Here is a 16,748-nt window from a genome sequence, read left to right on the forward strand (position 1 = left end):
TTGTAGGCTGCGGCATGCCGACAAGGCAACCGAGGCAAAGCTATTCGCCCCTAAATTCCGCCTGTCCTAGTGGGAATTAATAGGGGGAATTGAGTTTCATGACAAAGCACGCCAATAGGCGTCCATCCTTCCCTAACGGAAACAAAGGTGTTCCCGACTGTGGCAAAAGCTCCAAGCCGTACCAGCGAGCCCCCCATCCCCAATCGGGAGCGTCCCGCCGAACCGCAACCGTTCCAGGCTACCAAGGAACAGTTGCTGGACTTCTACAAGCAGATGCTCCTGATCCGCCGCTTCGAGGAAAAGGCGGGCCAGCTTTACGGCCTCGGCCTGATCGGCGGTTTCTGCCACCTCTATATCGGCCAGGAGGCGGTGGCGGTGGGCCTTCAGTCGGCGCTCGACGGCGACAAGGATTCGGTGATCACCGGATATCGCGACCATGGCCACATGCTCGCCTATGGCATCGATCCCAAGGTCATCATGGCCGAGCTTACGGGGCGTGCCGCCGGCATCTCCAAGGGCAAGGGCGGGTCGATGCACATGTTCTCGACCGAGCATAAATTCTACGGCGGCCACGGCATCGTGGGCGCGCAGGTGTCGCTGGGCACCGGCTTGGCGTTCGGGCACAAGTACAGCAATGACGGCGGCGTCTGCCTCGCCTATTTCGGCGACGGCGCGGCCAATCAGGGCCAGGTGTACGAGAGCTTCAACATGGCCGAGCTGTGGAAGCTCCCGATCATTTTCGTGATCGAGAACAACCAGTACGCCATGGGCACCGCGGTCAACCGCGCCTCGTCCGAGGACCAGCTGTATCGCCGTGGCGAGAGCTTCCGCATCCCTGGCATCCAGGTCGACGGCATGGACGTGCTGGCGTGCCGTGGTGCCGCCGAAGAGGCGCTGGCCTGGGTCCGCGCGGGCAAGGGCCCGGTCATCCTGGAGATGAAGACCTATCGCTATCGCGGTCACTCCATGTCCGACCCCGCCAAGTATCGCAGCCGCGAGGAAGTGCAGGGCGTGCGCGACAAGTCCGATCCGATCGATCACGTGAAGCGTCTGCTCGAAGAGCAGGGCGTCACCGAGGCCGATCTGAAGGTCCTGGAGCAGGACATCCGCAAGCAGGTCAACGAAGCGGCGGACTTCGCCGAGCAGACCCCCGAGCCCGATGTGGCTGAACTCTACACTGAAGTGCTGGTGGAGCGTTACTAAGATGGCGATCGAGATCAAGATGCCGGCCCTGTCCCCGACGATGGAAGAGGGCACGCTCGCCAAGTGGCTGGTGAAGGAAGGCGATACGGTCAAGTCCGGCGACATCATGGCCGAGATCGAGACCGACAAGGCGACGATGGAATTCGAAGCCGTCGATGAAGGCGTGATCGCCAAGATCCTGATCGCCGAGGGCACCGACAATGTGAAGGTCGGCACCGCCATCGCCGTCCTGGCCGAAGAGGGCGAGGACGTTGCGTCCGCCGCCGCGTCAGGTTCGCGTTCGGGCGATGCCGCCAATGCCGCGCCGAAGAACGAGGCGACCGACCAGGCTTCGCCGCCGATGCCGGAAGGCGCGGCTGCCGCCGAGCAGGAGAGCGGCACGCAAAAGCTGGTCACCGCCGCCGAGCAGGAAGCGCCCGCCTCGCCGGAAATCCCGGAAGGCACCGAGATGGTGAAGCTCACCGTCCGCGAAGCGCTGCGCGACGCGATGGCCGAGGAAATGCGCGCCGACGACCGCGTCTTCGTGATGGGCGAGGAAGTCGCCCAGTATCAGGGCGCGTACAAGGTCACGCAGGGCCTGCTGGACGAGTTCGGCGACCGTCGCGTGATCGACACGCCGATCACCGAATATGGCTTTGCCGGTGTCGGCACCGGTGCCGCCATGGGCGGCCTGAAGCCGATCATCGAGTTCATGACGTTCAACTTCGCCATGCAGGCGATCGACCACATCATCAACTCGGCCGCCAAGACCAACTATATGTCCGGCGGCCAGATGCGCTGCCCGATCGTGTTCCGTGGTCCCAACGGCGCCGCCAGCCGCGTCGGTGCGCAGCACTCGCAGAACTATGGTCCTTGGTATGCCTCGGTCCCCGGCCTGATCGTGATCGCGCCCTATGATGCGGCCGATGCGAAGGGTCTGCTGAAGGCGGCGATCCGTTCGGAAGACCCGGTCGTGTTCCTCGAGAACGAGCTGATGTACGGTCGTTCGTTCGACGTGCCCAAGCTCGACGATTTCGTCCTGCCGATCGGCAAGGCGCGGATCATGCGCGAGGGCAAGGACGTGACCCTGGTGTCCTACTCGATCGGCGTGGGCGTCGCGCTCGAAGCCGCCGAGAAGCTGGCCGCCGAGGGCATCGACGCGGAAGTCATCGACCTGCGCACCCTGCGTCCGCTCGACACCAAGACGGTGCTGAAGTCGCTCGCCAAGACCAACCGTCTGGTCGTGGTCGAGGAAGGCTGGCCGACCTGCTCGATCGCGTCGGAAATCACCGCCGTGGTGATGGAAGAGGGCTTCGACGACCTCGACGCGCCGGTGCTGCGCGTGACCAACGAGGACGTGCCGCTGCCTTATGCCGCGAACCTCGAAAAGCTGGCGCTGGTCGACGCGAACAAGGTCGTCGCGGCGGTCAAGAAGGTCACTTATCGCGGCTGAGCGATCGGTTGATCTGTGTTTGAAGAGGGCCTTCCGGGAAACCGGGAGGCCCTTTTTCATGCGCGTCATCCGTGCGAAGGGCAGGGGATGACCGACGCGCCCCGCTCCGACATGCCCCATCCCGCCATCGAGGCGGTCATGCGCGAACAGGCACTGGCGGTCGGCTACGCCCCCGCATCGGCGCGCGAGGGGTTCGCGGCATTGCTCGACCTGGATCATCAACTCGCCTCCATCCTGCAAAGCACGACCGAGCCGATGATCGGCCAGATGCGGCTGACCTGGTGGTATGAGGCGCTGGTGAAGCTCGACCGGGAGCCAGCGCCGGCACATCCCGTGTTGCAGCGCGTGGCGACATCGGTTTTGCCCGCCGGGGTGAAGGGCGCGGACCTTGCCCCGATGATCGAGGGGTGGGAGGCGCTGCTTGATGACGGCGAGCCGCTGGACGACGAACGGATCACCCGTCATGCGGAGGCGCGTGGCGGGGTGTTGTTTGCCGCCATGGGCAAGCTGCTGGGTGCGGAGCGGATGGACGCAATGGGTATCGCCTGGGCCGAGGCCGATCTGGCGGCGCATCTCTCCGACAAGGCGGTGGCCGAGTTGGCTGGCAGACTGGCTGCCGCCGAATTGGATGCGGTATTGGCTGGCCAGTCGCCCAAGGGTGCTCGCGGGCTGACCGGCCTGGCGGTGTTGGCGCGCGAAAGTCTTCGCCACCCGGATCGCTTGCCGGGGCATCCGTTGCGGGCGGCGCGACTGGCGTGGCACGGCCTGACGGGGCGCTGACCACCGTCTCAACCCTCGCCGAGGCGCAGCGGAGTTGGGGGCGCCCGTCATTCCGTTCAGCCTGAGCGAAGTCGAAGGCCAAGGGAACCCGGTCGTGCTGGACGTGGAGGCAAAGGCTCTTGCGTGGCCTTCGACTACGCTCGGCCTGAACGAAGGTCGGGCATCGACCTTCCCCTCATTCATCCGAGCGAAGGCCAAGGGTAAAGCCTTGCCGTCCATCCTCAACCCCGGTTAACCATAGGCCTGTCCAATGGGGGAGACGGGAGCGATGTGGCGCTATCTGGCCGGTAGTCTGGGTACGCTTGTGCTGGTGGGGGCAGGACTATTCCTATGGGGGAGCCGCCCCGACTCGCCTTCGCCGCTTCCCGCTGCGAGCGCCGCCTCCGGTCTTTCGGCCCAGACCGCCGAGGACGATGCTCCCCTTCCCGAAGCGTCCGCCAAGACCCGCGAGCAGAAGCGTTTCGACCGCTACGACAAGGACCGGGATGGCACGATCACCCGCGAGGAATATCTCGCCTCCCGCCGCAAGGCCTACGCCAAGCTGGACCGTGACGGTGACGGCAAGCTCAGCTTCGACGAATGGGCGATCAAGGCCACGACCAAATTCGCCACCGCCGACCGCGATAAGTCGGGGGCGATGAACGCGGCCGAGTTCGCCACCACCGCCGTCAAGCGTCGACCGGCTGCGCGGGCGAACTGTCCGCCGGCGCAAAGGGCACAGGCTGAGGGACCGGAGGCGGCCCCGGCGGAAGAGAATTGAGCCAGCCGGGCAGCGCCTCGCGCGCCCGGTCGGTGTACATCTTCTTGCGGTCGGCCTTCTTGGTCCGGCCGGGAATGGGCGGGAACAGGCCGAAATTGACGTTCATCGGCTGATAGGTCTCGGCCTCGGCCAGCCCGGTGATATGTCCGAGCAGCGCGCCCAGCGCGGTTTCGACCGGGGGCGGGGCGATGGTGCGACCGGTCAGCTCGGCCGCGGCGAAGCGTCCGGCGAGCAGACCGATGGCGGCACTCTCGATATAACCCTCACACCCGGTGATCTGGCCTGCGAAGCGCAGGTTCGGCCGCGACTTCAGCCGCAGCGTCGTGTCGAGCAATTCCGGCGAGCGAATGAAGGTGTTGCGATGCAACCCGCCCAGCCGCGCGAACTCGGCCTTCTCCAGACCCGGAATGGTGCGGAAGATCCGGATCTGCTCGGCATATTTCAGCTTGGTCTGGAACCCGACGATGTTCCACAGGGTGCCCGCCGCATTGTCCTGTCGCAACTGGACGACCGCATAGGGCCAGCGCCCGGTGCGCGGATCGTCGAGGCCGACGCCCTTCATCGGTCCGAAGCGCAGCGTTTCGACCCCGCGCTCGGCCATCACCTCGACCGGCATGCAGCCGTCGAAATAGGGGGTGTTCTTCTCCCACTCGCGGAACTCGGTCTTCTCGCCGTCGAGCAGCGCCTGGTGGAAGGCCAGATACTGGTCCTTGTCCATCGGGCAGTTGATGTAATCCTTACCCGTGCCCTTGTTCCAGCGGCTCTGGAACCAGGCTACGTCCATGTCGATGGAGTCGCGGTGGACGATCGGGGCGATCGCGTCGAAGAAGGCCAGCGCCTCCGCGCCCGTCGCTTCGCCGATGCCGCTCGCCAGGCCGGGGGCGGTGAGGGGGCCGGTGGCGATGATCGCGGGCCCGTCCGGCAACATATCGATCCGCTCGCGCACGATGGTGATGTTGGGATGCGCCGCGAGCGCCGCCGTCACCCCGCCCGAAAAGCCGTCCCGGTCGACCGCCAGCGCCGAGCCCGCAGGCACCGCATGGACATCGCCCTTGGCCATGATGATCGAGCCGAGCGCGCGCATCTCCTGATGCAGCAGCCCGACGGCGTTGGAGGTCGCATCGTCCGAGCGGAAGGAGTTGGAGCAGACCAGCTCCGCCAGGTCGCCGCCATGATGGGCAGGCGTGGTGTCCGCCCCGCCGCGCATTTCCGACAGGCGCACCTTCAGCCCCGCCTCGGCCAACTGCCATGCGGCTTCCGATCCGGCCAGACCGCCGCCGATCACATGAATGTCATAGGTCATCGGACGGCCTTAGACCCGGAAGGCACCGGGTGGAAGGACTTGGCGCCATCCATGCGGCTCCCCACTTGGTCGTCATGACCACCATCTTCACCATCGGATATGAAGGCGCGACCGTCGACGGCTTTCTCGCGACGCTGAAGCAGGCGGGCGTCGAGCGGCTGATCGACGTCCGCGCCCTGCCGCTGTCCCGGCGCCCCGGCTTCTCCAAATCGCCCCTGGCGGCGGCCTTGAAGGAGGTCGGGATCGACTATGTCCATCTGAAGGATCTGGGCACGCCCAAGCGCGGTCGCGATGCCGCCAAAAAGGGTGATGTGGGTACCCTGCGCGAGGTGTATGACGACCAGCTCGCGCTGCCCGAGGCACAGGTCGCCGCCGCGCGGATGCTGGACCTGTCCCGTGACAGGCCGAGCGCCTTGCTCTGTTTCGAGCGCGATCCGTGTCATTGCCACCGGACGCTGTTGCTGGAGGCGGTGGGTGAGGGCGTCGAGGTGGTCGACCTCTACGTCTGAGGATCAGGCGGCGACGGTTTCGACGAAGGCGGCGGTACGGTCGCGCAGTTCGGCGACCGTCCGGTCCAGCGTCCGGGATAGGGTGAGCAGCGACCCCGCGTCCTTGTCGATCCGCGTCGCTTCCTGCTGGATCTGACGGACCTGCTGCCCGATCGCCCGGGCGGCTCCGGCGGACTGGTCGACATTGGCGGCAATGGCCCCGGTCGCCAGACCCTGGGCCGCCACGGCGGTGTCGATCGAAAGGGAAATGTCGCCGATCGCGTCGACCGCGCTATCCAGATGACCCTGCTCGGCGACCAGCGCGTGGAGGTCAGCCTTGACCAAGGCGACATTGCGGGTCGCGTCCTGCGCCGCTTCGCGGGTCTGCCGGGCGAGCGTCTTGACCTCATGCGCGACGACGGCGAAGCCCCGCCCGGTTTCGCCCGCCCGAGCCGCTTCGATCGAAGCGTTCAGCGCGAGCAGGTTAGTGCGGGTCGCGACCCCGTCGATCAGGGCGAGCAGCGTGTCGATCGTGGTGGCGTTGTTCGCCAGAGCCTGGGCATGACGGCCCGTGCTCAGGATGCGGTCGCGGACCTCCTCCCGAATGCCCCGCGCCTGATCCATGTCGCGGGTAATGGCGGCGAAGGCATCGGCCAGGCCGTGTCCCTGCTTCGCTATGTCGCCGAGCGCGCTGCCCGCCTCGCCGACCGCCTGGGTCATGCGGTCCGCGCCTTGATGGGTTTCGACCGCATAGCGGACGAGGCTGTCCGCCATCCGTCCCATATCGCGGGTGGCGTCGAGCAGCTTGTCGGCAAAGATGCCGATATCGGCCATGAAGATCCGCGCGGCTTCGTCGATCCGGCGGGCCCGCGCCATCCGCTCCTTGGCCAGCGCGATCTGAACATCGGCGCTCTGCCGGGCGAGCGTCGCAGCGTCGAGCGTCCCGGCGAAAATGCCCTTGCGCGTCAGGATCAGCATGTCGGGCGCGCCCCAATCGGCATGGAGGTTCAGCTTGTCGGCGAGCGGCGCATCCACCTCGCACATGGGGTGAGCCCGGATATAGGCGTCCAGTGTCGCGCCGAAGTCCGGGTTCTTTAGCAGCGCATGGCCGAAGGGGTTGAACAACAGGCCCCGCAGATCGCGTTCTCGAATCGCGCCGACCGGGCGCTGTTCGCCGTCGAGGACGGGGAGCAGGCGCATATCGGGATATTGTCGAAACAGGCCGATCGCATCGGTCAGCGAGGCATCGACACCGATCACCGGGGCATCGGCGGCTTTCGGCCAGGCGGAGAAGACAGGCGGCTTCATCGCCGCCTTTCCTAGGCTTAACGGGTAAATGCGGCGTTAGGAATTGATGACGTTTCGATGACGAAACGTCGTTTCCGATCCGTTCAGCCGGTGATCGGCAGCCGCACCGTCCCGTCGTCGCCGCGCTTCAGCGGGCCATAGGCGATGACCGCCGACAGCGGCAGTGGCGCATAGAGATGCGGGAAGAGCTGGCCGCCCCGGCTCTCTTCCCACTTCACCGCTTCGCCCATCGCCTCCAGGTCGACGCCTGCGACATGCAGGTCGGTCTGCCCGGCGAAATGCTTGTCCACCGTCTCGGTCAGCTGGGCGGCGGTGGAGAGGTGGATATAGCCATCGGCGATATCCACCGGAGCCCCCGTAAATACGCCCTCCTGCTCCAGCACCGCCATCTGATCGGCGGTCAGCACCTTATAGGCGGTGGCCGGATGGCTCACTCGCCATCCTCCGGCCCGGCGGCCAGGTTCTCGCCGACGACCGCGTCCGGCTCGGGCGCGATGTCGGGGGTGCCGTCCGCCAGGTTCATTTCGGCATCCTCTTCGGTCTCCTCGATCCGCGCGGCCGAGACGACATGCTCGCCCGGTGCCACGTTGAAGAGCCGCAGACCCGCCGAGCCACGCCCGATGACACGCAGGCTCGCCAGAGACATACGGATCAGCTTGGCCTGGTCGGTGACGAGCATCAGCTGATGCCCCTTGGCGGCGGGGAAGCTGGCGACGACATCGCCGTTGCGGGCGATATTGTCGATATTGGTGATGCCCTGGCCACCGCGACCCGTGCGGCGATATTCATAGGCCGAGGACAGCTTGCCATAGCCATTGGCGCAGACGGTCAGGATGAACTGCTCGCTGTTGCGCAGTTCCTCATACCGCTCGACCGACAGTTCGGGCTCGCCTTCCTTCTCGCCCTTCCAGGGGGCGAAGCGCAGATAAGCCTCGCGCTCCTCCTGGGTGGTGCCGACGCGGTGCAGGACCGAGAGCGAGATGACCTCGTCCCCATCCTTCAGCGTGATGCCGCGCACGCCGGTCGAGGTGCGGCTCTGGAACTCGCGCACATCGTCCGCCGCGAAGCGGATCGCGCGGCCGCAGCGGGTGGCGAGCAGCACATCGTCCTCCGCGCCGAGCAGCGCGACACCGATCAGCCGGTCCTCGCTGCCCTCTTCGAAGCGCATCGCGATCTTGCCGTTCGAGGGCACGTTGGTGAACGCATCCATCGAGTTGCGGCGTACGGCACCCTTGGCGGTGGCGAACATGACGTGGAGCTTGCCCCACTCCGCCTCGTCCTCGGGGAGAGGTAGCACCGTCGAGATGACCTCGCCCGGTGCCAGCGGCAGCAAGTTGACCATCGGCCGCCCGCGCGTGGCGGGCCCGCCCTCGGGCAGACGCCACACTTTGTAGCGATAGACCTTGCCATGGTTCGAGAAGAACAGGACCGGCGTGTGCGTCGACGTTACGAACAGCTCGGTAACGACGTCCTCGTCCTTCGTCGCCATGCCTGAGCGACCCTTGCCACCCCGGTTCTGCGCGCGGAAGGCATCGAGCGGGGTGCGCTTGATATAGCCCTGCATGGTCACGGTAACGACCATGTCCTCGCGCTCGATCAGGTCCTCGTCATCAATGCCGTCGGCAGCGGCGGCGATTTCCGAGCGGCGCGGGGTCGCGAACTGGTCGCGGATCGCCACCAGCTCGCCGCGCATCACTTCGTACAGCTTGACGCGGTTGGCGAGGATTTCCAGCAACTCGGTGATCGAGTCCGCCAGGCCCTTCAGCTCGTCGCCGATCTCGTCACGGCCCAGCGCGGTCAGGCGGTGGAGGCGCAGGTCCAGGATGGCGCGAACCTGGGTTTCCGACAGGCGATAGGTATCGCCGAAGCCCTCGCTCTCGACCGCCTCGACCAGGCGAATGTACGGCGCGATCTCGGCGATCGGCCATTCGCGGGCGAGCAGCGCTTCCCGCGCGGCGACCGGCGAGGCCGAACCCCGGATGATCCGCACCACTTCGTCCAGGTTCGTCACCGCGATGACGAGGCCCAGCAAGATGTGCGCCCGCTCGCGCGCTTTGGCCAGCTCGAACTTGGAGCGGCGGGTGATCACCTGCTCGCGAAACTGCACGAACGCCTGGATGATGTCGCGCAGGTTCAGCAGCTCAGGGCGGCCCCCGCGAATGGCGAGCATGTTGGCCGGGAAGCTGGTCTGGGCGGGGGTGTGCCGCCAGAGCTGGTTCAGCACGACCTCAGGCGTCGCATCGCGCTTCAGGTCGATGACGATGCGAACGCCTTCGCGGTTCGACTCGTCGCGAATGTCGCTGATCCCCTCGATCCGCTTTTCCTTGGCGGCTTCGGCGATCTTCTCGACCAGCGCGTTCTTGCCCTGCTGGAAGGGAATTTCGGTGAGGACAATGGCCCTACGGTCGCCGCGCGATTCCTCGATTTCGTGGCGCGAGCGCACGATGATCGAACCGCGCCCGGTCTGATAGGCCGAGCGCGCGCCCGAACGGCCCAGGATCAGCGCGCCGGTGGGGAAGTCGGGGGCGGGGACGATCTCGTTCAGTTCCTCGACCGTGATCGCGCCGTTTTCCATATAGGCCAGGCAGGCATTGACCACCTCGCCCAGATTGTGCGGCGGGATGTTGGTCGCCATGCCGACCGCAATACCGCCGGCGCCATTGACCAGCAGATTCGGATATTGCGCAGGCAGGACCGAGGGTTCGCGCTCCGAGCCGTCATAGTTGGGCTGGAAGTCGACCGTGTCCTTGTCGAGATCGTCGAGCAGCGAGTTGGCGACCTTGGCCAGACGTGCTTCGGTGTAACGCATCGCGGCGGGCGGATCGGGGTCCATCGAGCCGAAATTGCCCTGACCGTCGATCAGCGGCACGCGCATCGACCAGTCCTGCGCCATGCGGGCCAGCGCGTCGTAGATCGCGCTGTCGCCGTGCGGGTGATATTTACCCATCACGTCGCCGACGATGCGCGCCGACTTGCGATAGGGCTTGCCCGCGACGAAGCCGCTTTCGGCGGCCGAATAGAGGATACGGCGATGGACGGGCTTCAGGCCGTCACGCACGTCGGGCAGCGCACGCGCCACGATCACGCTCATCGCATAGTCGAGATAGCTCGACTTCATCTCGTCGACGATGGAGATCGTCGAAATATCGGAAGGTTCCGCGAGGGTCGTCTCGTCGGCCAAAGTCTGTTGCTTTCCGGGTTGGTGGTCAGATGGGAATTGTCATTCCTAGCCCAGCAAAAGCCGCCTGACCACCCCCGCGCAACCCATTCGCGAGGGGCCGTTCGGGAGCGAAGACGGACGCGCGAAGGGGGTGGCGGGGATGGGCCCGGCGCTCATGCTCCCCCCTCGGCAGCGGATCGCGGGACTTTGGAGACGCTGGCCGCCGACGGGAGTGGAGCGGCGACCAGCCCTGTTCTTATGGCTTTTCAATCGTTTCGAGTGAATGTCTCGGACGTTACGATATTGTCATCCGAATGACAGGATATCCTCCCCGGCACGGGGAGGGGGACCGCCGCGAAGCGGTGGTGGAGGGGGAGCGCCACGAAGGATATGCTATGCGGAAGCGCCCCTCCGTCAGTCCTTCGGACTGCCACCTCCCCGTACCGGGGAGGATCAGGGCTGAACCTCTTTGCCTTCCCAGTCGAACAGCTTGCCGCTGTCCGGTGCCTTCAGTCCGTCGATCACGTCGAGCAATTGGACCGCCGCCCGGTCGGGCGCGAACAGGGCGCCGGGGCGGACATTGCCCTGAAACGGCCGGGACAGCGCGGTATCGACCGTGCCGGGGTGGAGCGCGACGACGATCGAGCGGTCGTTGCGTCGCTTATGCTCGATGGCGAGCGTGCGGATGAATTGGTTGAGCGCGGCCTTGGACGCGCGATAGCCGTACCAGCCGCCCATTCGATTGTCGGAGATCGACCCGACCCGCGCCGACAGCGCCGCGAAGATCGTCCGGCCGGTGCGCGGCATCAGCGGGAGCAGATGCTTGGCGACCAGCGCCGGGCCGATGGCATTGACCGCGAAATTACGGGCGAGCCAGGCGGGGTCGAGCTGGTCGATGGCCTTTTCCGGGCCATGTTCTCCGTCATGGAGCAGGCCGGTCGCGACGATGACGAGATCGGGGGCGGTACCCTTGGCGATGTGCCGCGCCGCCGCCGCGATGCTGCCTTCGTCCTCCAGATCGAGATGCGCTTCCTCGGCCATGGACCGGGCAAAGCGGGCGACCGCCACGCCCTCTTCCTCCAGCGCATCGGCGATGGCCGCGCCGATCCCGCCCGATGCGCCGATGACGACCGCCTGCTTCCACTCGGTCATCGCACGAACCTCCATGTCGTCGGCGTGCTCGCCTCGGCATCGAAGGCATAGCCATCGCTGTCGAAGCCGCGCATCGCGTCGGTATCGGTGATGGCGTGCTCGATCATCCAGCGCGCCATCGCCCCGCGCGCCTTCTTCGCGTGGAAGCTGACGAAGCGGTCGCCCTCGCGGAAATCGACCGCGATGACACGGATGGCGGGGGGCAGCTTGCCCTCGACCGAATGCCAATATTCCTGGCTGGCGAGGTTCAGGATGGTGCCTGATCCCTCCGCCTCGACCTCCTTCGCCAGATGCTCGGCGATCTGGTTCCCCCACCAGTCGGTCAGCTTGTCGCCACGCGGAGCCCAGCGGGTTCCCATCTCCAGGCGATAGGGCCGCATCGCGTCCAGCGGGCGGAGAAGGCCGTAAAGACCCGACAGCATCCGCAAATGATCTTGCGCGAACAGGATCGCGGGTTCGTCCAGCGTCCTGGCCTCCAGCCCCGTATAGACGTCCCCTGCAAAGGCGAACATGGCGGGACGTTCGGGCGCGGTCGCGAAGTCGCGGAACCGATCGGCATTCAGCTTGGCGAGTGTGGGCGAAATGCGCATCAGCGCACTCAGCTTGTCTTCGCCCAGCCCGGCGGCGGCACCGGCCAGCATATCGGCCTCGGCGGCGAAATGGGGCTTGGTGGGGGCGAGGTCGGGCAGGGGGCTCTTGTAATCGAGCGTCTTGGCGGGGGAGATGACGGCAATCATGATGGCCGCCGCGCTAGCGCCGGGAGCGTTCGCGTTCAATCCGCGTTCAGCGGTTGAGGGGTAGGGAGGACCGGATCATCGCATTGCTTGAACGGGACGCGCGCTGTCCCTATCAAGCCCGTCAGATACGGTTCTGGACCCGACAGGCTCTATTCTTGGAGAAAATTCGCATGAAGATCATCCCGAAGCTCGCGCTTGCGGCTGTGCTGGCGACGAGTGTGAGTGGAGTTGCCCTGACCGTTCCGGCTGCGGCACAGAAGAAGAAGGAAGAAGCGGGCGGCCTGAAGCTGAGCCCCGAGGCGCTGAAGGCCGCGCAGGCCGCCCAGCCCGTGCTTCAGCAGAAGAACTATGCCGCCGCCGAACCGCTGGTCGCCGCCGTGGAAACCGCCGCCAAGACCGAGGACGACAAGTACATCGCGGCGGCGCTGCGCTACGAACTCGAATCGGGCAAGCTGTTCGCGGCCCAGCAGGCCAATCCGAACGCACCGGTCGATGAAGCCGCACTCGCCAAGCCGCTCGACGCGCTGATCGCCAGCCCCTCGACCCCGGCGGCGGACAAGCCGCGCTACGTCTTCCGTCGCGGCGCGCTGGCCTATAACGGTAAGCAGTATCCGATCGCCCTGCAATATTTCAACCAGGCCAAGCAGCTCGGCTATAACGATCCGAACCTGCCGATGCTGATCGTCAAGGCGAAGATGGACTCGGGCGATGTCGCCGGCGCCAATGCCGAACTGGCGAGCGCGATCGACCAGATGACCGCTTCGGGCCAGAAGGCGCCCGAGGACTATTACAAGTACGCCATCGGTCGCGCGAACAAGGCCAAGATGGTCCCCGAGACGCTGTCCTGGATGCGCAAGTGGATCATTGCCTATCCGACCGCGCAGAACTGGCGCAATTCGCTGGTCATCTATGGCTTGCAGCCCGGTTCGCTGGCGACGCTGGACAAGAACCAGCGCCTCGACCTGTTCCGCCTGATGCGCGCTACCAAGTCGCTGGCCGACCAGAACGACTATATGGAATATGCGCAGTATGCGACGGACAAGGGCCTGCCGGCGGAAGCCGAGACGGTGCTGAAGGAAGGCATCGCTTCGGGCAAGATTCCTGCCGGTAATGCGACCGCCAAGGCGATGCTGACCGCGGCTGCCGCCAAGAGCCGCCAGGAGGGCTCGCTCGCCCCGACCGAGGCGCGCGCCAAGTCCGCCGCCGACGGCAAGCTCGCCGCGCTGACCGCCGAGGCCTATTACGGCCAGGGCAATTACGCCAAGGCCGCCGAACTCTACCGCGCCGCGCTGCAAAAGGGTGGTGTGGATGCGAACGAGGTGAACACCCGCCTCGGCATCGCGCTGGCCGCGCAGGGCGACAAGGCCGGTGCCAAGGCCGCTTTCGATGCAGTCCAGGGCCAGCCACGCGCCGACCTGGCAGGCTTCTGGAAGACCTATCTGGACGCCCAGGCGTAAGGCCGACGACCCCCGCGCCGATGAGGCGCGGGGGTTTTTGGTGGTGGCCCGTTGACGACGCGGGTCAGCCCAATGAACCCTGCCTCCATTCGCATTGAGCGAATTCGAAGGCCACGCCTTTCACCCCGCCAGGGGCAAGCGGCGGGGCATGCACTTCGACTTCGCTCAGTGCGAACGGATCGTGGGATTTGGGCCAGCAGGTCACGTTCTTACTTGCACCTCCTGACTTCCGTTCAGCCTGAGCGAAGTCGAAGGCCAAGGGATCACACCGTCCAGATGGCTTTGGGACCTACATCTCGGATCGGTCGCGATTCCGACGGCAGGGCCTCACTCCTTGAAGGCTGAATGTCGATCGGCCTTGGGCGACCGCCTTATCGTCGGGAAAAAAGCCCGCCGATTCAACCCCATGAAAAAAGCCGACCATCCCCACGGACGATCGGCTCTTCCTTGCGCAAGAAAACCCCGCTCAGTCGGCTTCGATCGGGATACCCGACACCTGCTTGGCGGTGCGGATGGTCAGCGAAGTCTTGACGCTCGCGACATTGGGGGCGGGCGTCAGGTGCGTCGTCAGGATTTCCTGGAAGCTCTTCAGGTCCGATGCGACGATCTTCAGGATGAAGTCGATCTCACCGTTCAGCATGTGACATTCGCGCACTTCGGGGATGCCCGCGACATGCGCCTCGAACGTCGCGAGGTCGTGCTCGGCCTGGCTGCGCAGCGACACCATCGCGAAGACGGTGATCGGGAAACCCAGTCGCGCGGCGTCCAGATCGGCATGATAGCCCCGGATCGCGCCTGCTTCCTCCAGCGCACGGACACGGCGCAAACAGGGGGGCGCCGTCAATCCCACTCGTTCGGCCAGTTCGACATTGGTCATACGGCCGTCGGCCTGCAACAGCGCCAGGATTTGCCGATCGATGCGATCGAGCGCCATTACACGATACTCCACATAAAAAGCCGATTCCCTATGCTCTGATCCGGCGGACTATAAGAAAATTACGCACTACCGCAATTCTCCCATATTGCAACGCCATGGATCTCGATATTTGCAGGTTACCAGTTGGAAGGATAAGGACGTTAAGACAGGCTGATTACGGCGATACAGCCATGCATGAAGGGAGCTCAGTGCGGTTCGACGATAGCCTGGCGACGATTTTATCGGCCGACATGCGCTCGCCCTTCGGCGCGCAGACCGCCTGGCGGCAGCTTGTCGACCTGATGGCGCGTGGCCGTGTTCCGGCCGACCCGCAGATGTTAAACCGGCTTCACGAGTTGCGCGATTCGGTCCCGGAAGAAGTCCGCGCCGCCAGCGGGCGCATGTTGAGCATCGGTCATCCGCCCGCCGAACTGGTCGCCTTCTTCTCGCAGGATAGCTTGTCGGTCGCGGCTCCGGTCCTTCGCGGCGTCACGCTGACCGATGACGAATGGCTTGCGCTCCTGCCGCTCCTATCGCCCGGCGCACGCTCGGTGCTGCGTCATCGGCGCGATCTGTCGGACACGGTGGAGCGCGGGCTGGAGAGCTTCGGCGCGGTCGATTTCGTCCTTCCCAACCTCGCCGAACCGATGCCGGTGGAAGGGGGAGAGCCGGTATACGAGAGCGCACCGGTGGTGTCCGAGCCTGGCATCGGAACGCCGACCGAACCCGAGACGGTGGACCCGGCATCGCTCTCCGACGATGCCTTTCCCGAGGAAGACAGCCTGCCGCTGTCCGTGCTGCTCGATCCGGTGCCGACCCAGGCGGCCACGCCTTTCGTCGCCTTGGGCCAGGTGGCACGCGGGCTGCCCTTCATGGCGGAGGCGCTGCGCCATGCCGAGGCGCCTGCCGCGCCGCCACGCTATGAGATCGCCGATCTGGTCGCCCGGATCGAGGCCTTCAACCAGCGGCGCGAGGAAGCGACCGACACGCCGCATGGCGATGCGGGCCCCGCGCATTTCGATTTCGAGACCGATGTCCATGGCCTGATCCTGGGCATCGAGGGCGTCACGCGCGGCCCGCTGGTGGGGGTGAGCATCGCGGAGACCGCCGCGCAAGGGCTGGCGCAGTTCGATGGCGTGGCGATGGGGGCATTTCGTCGCCGCTCGCCCTTCCGCGACGCGCGGCTGGAAATCGGCGGGTCTTCGGCGGCGGCGGGATCGTGGCGGGTGTCGGCCATGCCCTATTTCGACCCGGCGACGGGCAGTTTCGCTGGCTATCGCGGCAGCGGTCGGCGACCACGCCGGGACGAGATCGCCAATGTCCGCGAGGCGGCGGCGGTGACCGAGACGGCTTCGTCCGATTCGCTCCGGCAATTGGTGCATGAGTTGCGGACTCCGGCCAATGCGGTGGCGGGCTTTGCCGAGCTGATCGAAAGCGAACTCCTGGGCCCCGTCGCCCCCGTCTATCGCGACCGGGCCAGCGCCATCCGGTCGATGGCGGCGGACCTGCTCGCCTCGGTCGAGGACCTCGACACGGCGGCGCGGATCGAGGGGCGGGTGCTGGAGCTTCGCCCGACGGTCGTACCGCTCGCACCGTTGATCCAGCGCATTCTGGTCGAACTCAAGCCGCTGGCCGAGTTGCGGCGCGCGGAGATCCGGTTCGATCCGCCCTCCCTGGCCATCGCCGCATTGGCCGACGACCGTGCGAGCGAGCGGCTGGTGACGCGGCTGTTCTCGGTGTTGCTGTCCAACTGCGTCGTCGGCGAACGCCTGACGGCCAGCCTGTCGGTGGAGCAGGGCATGGCCGTGCTGCGCGTCGATCGCCCGCTGTCGCTGACGGTCGAGACGGAGGCGGCGTTGCTGAGCGAGGCGGGGGACGAGGACCAGCGTGACGGCGCGCCGTTGCTGGGCACCGGCTTCTCGCTGCGCCTGATCGACAAGCTGGGGGCCGAGATGGGCGGGGGGCTGACCATCGGGCTGCACCGGGTCGTTCTCGCTTTGCCTCTGGGCGGCGATCAGCGCGCGGGGCAGGCGTCGATCCTCTGACCGTGCC

General features: G+C 66.0%; 14 protein-coding genes. 7 read left to right on the plus strand and 7 right to left on the minus strand.

What is annotated here, in order from left to right:
* The first annotated feature begins 159 nt into the window (after positions 1 to 159).
* The 4 genes from pdhA to OXQ33_RS03205 all read left to right on the plus strand — a co-directional run bounded on the left by pdhA (position 160) and on the right by OXQ33_RS03205 (position 4,175).
* Entirely contained in the window at positions 160 to 1,203 is a 1,044-nt protein-coding gene (pdhA, locus tag OXQ33_RS03190) for a pyruvate dehydrogenase (acetyl-transferring) E1 component subunit alpha (RefSeq protein ID WP_056432896.1), read from the plus strand.
* Position 1,204: 1 nt separating this feature from the next.
* Positions 1,205 to 2,635, plus strand: coding sequence for a pyruvate dehydrogenase complex E1 component subunit beta (locus tag OXQ33_RS03195; protein ID WP_267433236.1), 1,431 nt, complete (start codon positions 1,205 to 1,207; stop codon positions 2,633 to 2,635).
* 87 nt (positions 2,636 to 2,722) lie between these two features.
* Entirely contained in the window at positions 2,723 to 3,415 is a 693-nt protein-coding gene (locus OXQ33_RS03200; RefSeq protein WP_267433237.1) for a squalene/phytoene synthase family protein, read from the plus strand.
* A 268-nt stretch (positions 3,416 to 3,683) separates the two neighbouring features.
* Positions 3,684 to 4,175 carry an EF-hand domain-containing protein gene (locus OXQ33_RS03205; RefSeq protein WP_267433238.1) on the plus strand — a complete coding sequence of 164 codons (492 nt, stop codon included), beginning with the start codon at positions 3,684 to 3,686 and terminating at the stop codon, positions 4,173 to 4,175.
* On the opposite strand, the gene trmFO is transcribed toward OXQ33_RS03205, so the two are convergent.
* Positions 4,084 to 5,478, minus strand: a complete 1,395-nt coding sequence (trmFO, locus tag OXQ33_RS03210; RefSeq protein WP_267433239.1) for a methylenetetrahydrofolate--tRNA-(uracil(54)-C(5))-methyltransferase (FADH(2)-oxidizing) TrmFO — start codon at positions 5,476 to 5,478, stop codon at positions 4,084 to 4,086. The two genes, OXQ33_RS03205 and trmFO, sit on opposite strands and share 92 nt — an antisense overlap.
* A gap of 74 nt (positions 5,479 to 5,552) precedes the next feature.
* On the opposite strand from trmFO, the gene OXQ33_RS03215 reads away from it, so the two are divergent.
* Positions 5,553 to 5,987, plus strand: coding sequence for a DUF488 domain-containing protein (locus OXQ33_RS03215; protein ID WP_267433240.1), 435 nt, complete (start codon positions 5,553 to 5,555; stop codon positions 5,985 to 5,987).
* Positions 5,988 to 5,990: 3 nt separating this feature from the next.
* Here OXQ33_RS03215 and OXQ33_RS03220 read toward each other — a convergent pair whose 3' ends face one another.
* The 5 genes from OXQ33_RS03220 to OXQ33_RS03240 all read right to left on the minus strand — a co-directional run bounded on the left by OXQ33_RS03220 (position 5,991) and on the right by OXQ33_RS03240 (position 12,323).
* Positions 5,991 to 7,274, minus strand: a complete 1,284-nt coding sequence (locus OXQ33_RS03220) for a methyl-accepting chemotaxis protein (RefSeq protein ID WP_267433241.1) — start codon at positions 7,272 to 7,274, stop codon at positions 5,991 to 5,993.
* A gap of 83 nt (positions 7,275 to 7,357) precedes the next feature.
* Positions 7,358 to 7,708, minus strand: a complete 351-nt coding sequence (locus OXQ33_RS03225) for a DUF952 domain-containing protein (protein ID WP_346015334.1) — start codon at positions 7,706 to 7,708, stop codon at positions 7,358 to 7,360.
* Positions 7,705 to 10,455, minus strand: coding sequence for a DNA gyrase subunit A (gene gyrA, locus OXQ33_RS03230; protein ID WP_267433242.1), 2,751 nt, complete (start codon positions 10,453 to 10,455; stop codon positions 7,705 to 7,707). Before gyrA ends, OXQ33_RS03225 begins: the two co-directional genes overlap by 4 nt.
* 432 nt (positions 10,456 to 10,887) lie before the next feature.
* A complete protein-coding gene (locus OXQ33_RS03235; protein WP_267433243.1) occupies positions 10,888 to 11,586 on the minus strand; it encodes an SDR family NAD(P)-dependent oxidoreductase in 699 nt (232 codons plus the stop codon).
* Positions 11,583 to 12,323 (minus strand): peroxide stress protein YaaA, encoded by a 741-nt coding sequence (locus OXQ33_RS03240; RefSeq protein ID WP_267433244.1) that lies wholly within the window; start codon positions 12,321 to 12,323, stop codon positions 11,583 to 11,585. The genes OXQ33_RS03235 and OXQ33_RS03240 overlap by 4 nt, the downstream gene beginning before the upstream one ends.
* A 170-nt stretch (positions 12,324 to 12,493) precedes the next feature.
* Here OXQ33_RS03240 and OXQ33_RS03245 point away from each other — a divergent pair, with 170 nt between their 5' ends.
* Positions 12,494 to 13,780: a hypothetical protein gene (locus OXQ33_RS03245; protein ID WP_267433245.1), complete on the plus strand. Its 1,287-nt coding sequence runs from the start codon at positions 12,494 to 12,496 to the stop codon at positions 13,778 to 13,780.
* Positions 13,781 to 14,246: 466 nt separating this feature from the next.
* On the opposite strand, the gene OXQ33_RS03250 is transcribed toward OXQ33_RS03245, so the two are convergent.
* Positions 14,247 to 14,714 (minus strand): Lrp/AsnC family transcriptional regulator, encoded by a 468-nt coding sequence (locus tag OXQ33_RS03250; RefSeq protein ID WP_007404259.1) that lies wholly within the window; start codon positions 14,712 to 14,714, stop codon positions 14,247 to 14,249.
* A 191-nt stretch (positions 14,715 to 14,905) separates the two neighbouring features.
* Here OXQ33_RS03250 and OXQ33_RS03255 point away from each other — a divergent pair, with 191 nt between their 5' ends.
* A complete protein-coding gene (locus OXQ33_RS03255; RefSeq protein WP_267433246.1) occupies positions 14,906 to 16,741 on the plus strand; it encodes a HAMP domain-containing sensor histidine kinase in 1,836 nt (611 codons plus the stop codon).
* Positions 16,742 to 16,748: the final 7 nt, after the last annotated feature.

Origin of the sequence: Sphingomonas sp. GM_Shp_1 (assembly GCF_026540895.1) — a bacterium.
Classification (GTDB): domain Bacteria; phylum Pseudomonadota; class Alphaproteobacteria; order Sphingomonadales; family Sphingomonadaceae; genus Sphingomonas.